We start from the raw sequence: 2,732 nt of genomic DNA, 5'->3' as shown, positions 1-2,732 counted from the left end.
GTGTATAGCTTGAATATGATTTTATCTGATGTGGTTATCTCGCGCGACAAGTTGATTAACGATCTGCAAGAATATATTGAGCTACAACAATTGCATATGCAGTATGAAGAACGGGAAGTATTTCCTAATTTTGTTAAGGCATTAGACAATAACGATTGGCAAAAAATCAACGTGTTATGTCAAAATCGGTTAATTGAAGATCCGTTATTTAATGATAATGATAAAACGATTTTTGAAGATTTACGGACCTATATTGAACATGCGGATAACAAATGATGCAATTATTCTTTTGTTAGAGATCTTTGATGTTAATTCATCACTAACCAATAATTATGGCAAACAAAAAGAGCGCATTATGCGCTCTTTTAATCGATTTTATCGTTTAGCTTTTAGTCGGTGGGATCCAATTAAAGCACTAACGTATTAACGTCAAAATCGAATGAATCATCAATATCTTGCAATTCCTTGAGTAAACGCTGCTTATCCTTAATGGCTTCAATTTCACGCCATTTGCGTTTTTTTGACGAGCTTTTTGAGCGGTTTGGTCTTTCAATAACTTCGTCTAGCGCACCACCATAGTCTAATCGATCCATGGTAACCTCCCTTGTTATTATGATGTCTCTGCACGAATAAGTACCATATTTCAGCTATAGGGTGCAACAGTTGTGTTTCATTAACGTTACTAATAAATCACAGTTTAGTTAATTTAATATCAAAAATGGATAAAAAAACCTCAGCAAGCTGAGTTTTTAGTTAAGCCTAATATTTGTTTTATAGCTTACCTTTACGATATAGGTTCACTAATGCATTGCTCGATGCATCTAAATCAGTAGCACCTTGGTCTGCCCCAATTCGTGCTAGTACATCATTACCTAATTGTTTACCTAGCTCTACACCCCATTGATCAAATGAGTTTATCTGCCATATTGCACCCTGAACAAAGGTTCTGTGCTCATATAGCGCGATTAACGCACCCAACGTTGTTGGCGTGAGCTTATCCATCAATAAAGTGTTACTTGGCTTATTACCAACCATTACCTTATGTTTGGCTATAAGCGGCTTCTGATGCTCATCAAGCTTGCTGTTGCTTAGTTCAGCCAGTGCTTCATCGTATGTACGACCTTGCATTAAGGCCTGGGTTTGACCAAAGCAGTTTGATGCAAGTTGGTCATGATGTTCACCCAACGGATTATGGCTTTGCAACGGCATAATAAAGTCAGCAGGAATTAATGCTGTACCTTGATGAAGTAACTGATGATATGCATGTTGACCGTTAGTGCCTTCACCGCCCCAAATTACAGGACCTGTGCTGTAATCTACGTCAGTGCCATTGAGTGTCACTGATTTACCGTTACTCTCCATGTCGAGCTGTTGGAAGTAAGCCGGAAGACCACGTAAGTAATGATCGTAGGTTAAAATAACATGCGATTGAGCACCATGAAAATTACCGTACAATACAGACAACATCGCCATAATGACAGGCATGTTTTGTTCGATAGGCGTATCAGCAAAATGTTGGTCCATTTGATGCGCGCCATCTAACAAGGCCGTAAAGTTATCCATACCAACAAGTAGCGCAATAGGTAAACCAATGGCTGACCATAATGAGTAGCGTCCGCCAACCCAATCCCACATTGGGAATATATTGTTAGCGTCCATACCAAACTCAGTGGCCTTAGTTACATTTGATGTTACTGCAACAAAGTGTTTAGCCACATCTTGTTGGCTTGCTCCTTGGCCTAAAAACCAATCTTTAGCACTAAGCGTATTGGTAAGCGTTTCTTGAGTACTGAATGATTTTGACGACATCACAAATAATGTGGTCTCAGCATTGAGATTTTTTAATTTTTCACAGATAGATGTCGCATCAACATTAGCAACAAAATGACAGTTAAGCCCTTTTTGCCAATAGGGTCTTAATGCTTGTGAAACAATTTTAGGTCCAAGAAATGAACCTCCAATGCCGATACTGACGATATCTGTAATCGCTTTACCGGTATAACCTTTCCACTCGCCAGCTTGAACTGAGCTAACAAACTTAGCCATTTTGGCTAATGTTTGTTGTACTTCAGGAACAATATTAGCTCCTTCAGCAATAATCGTTTGAGTTGCTTTACTGCGTAATGCAGTGTGCAATACTGAGCGTTGTTCGGTGTTGTTAATCACATCACCATTGAACATTGCAGTAATTTTTTCACTCAGTTTTGCTTCTTTAGCGAGAGAGAATAGCAGCTTAAGTGTTTCATCGTTCACACGGTTTTTAGAGTAATCTAAAAACAGACCACAAGCCGCAACGCTCATTTGCTCAAAACGTTGTGGGTTTTGGGCAAACAATTCGCGCATGTGAGGTAGTTGACTTGAATGAGTTTGTAGCGCCTTCCAAATCGTGCTTTGAGTCAGTGTAGTCACGAGTAAGCCTCCAACTAGCTTAATTTTGTTTTTAGCATAACTTCTAATTTGCCTTGGTCGATGGCAAAGTTACGAATACCTTCTGCTAACTTATCTACTGCCATTGGATCTTCATTGAATGCCCAGCGGAATTGTTCTTCAGTTAGTGCTGTTGGAGCAGCATGTGTTGCTGCAGTAGCAACCAATTTCTGGATGATTTCTACATCAGTATTCGCTAGTTCTTCTAGCAATGCAGGACCAATCGTTAGACGGTCACAACCTGCTAATTCGATAATCTCACCGATATTTCTGAAACTCGCACCCATCACAACCGTACTATAACC

The 2,732-nt window shown here is 39.5% G+C and carries 4 protein-coding genes; 1 reads left to right on the top strand and 3 read right to left on the bottom strand.

All coding sequences use genetic code 11. From position 1 onward, the window contains the following. The coding region (locus H5202_RS20125; protein ID WP_443019454.1) for a hemerythrin domain-containing protein at positions 1 to 276 on the top strand (276 nt) is incomplete at its 5' end. A gap of 131 nt (positions 277 to 407) precedes the next feature. Here the strand turns inward: H5202_RS20125 and H5202_RS20120 are convergent. The 3 genes from H5202_RS20120 to H5202_RS20110 all read right to left on the bottom strand — a co-directional run. Continuing rightward, on the bottom strand, positions 408 to 593 hold the full coding sequence (locus tag H5202_RS20120) for a DUF3545 family protein (protein ID WP_182773627.1): 186 nt from the start codon (positions 591 to 593) through the stop codon (positions 408 to 410). Between the two features lie 178 nt (positions 594 to 771). Then, the gene (pgi, locus tag H5202_RS20115) at positions 772 to 2,409 is read right to left on the bottom strand and encodes a glucose-6-phosphate isomerase (protein WP_182773626.1); all 1,638 of its coding nucleotides are present in this window, start codon (positions 2,407 to 2,409) and stop codon (positions 772 to 774) included. A 14-nt stretch (positions 2,410 to 2,423) separates the two neighbouring features. Beyond that, positions 2,424 to 2,732: transaldolase family protein (locus tag H5202_RS20110; protein WP_272490480.1), on the bottom strand; the 309-nt coding region annotated here is incomplete at its 5' end.

The sequence above is a fragment of the Shewanella sp. SG41-4 genome, assembly GCF_014164505.1.
GTDB lineage: Bacteria > Pseudomonadota > Gammaproteobacteria > Enterobacterales > Shewanellaceae > Shewanella.
Note: the sequence above shows the minus strand (reverse complement) of the source record. Positions and strands in the feature narration are given on the sequence as shown.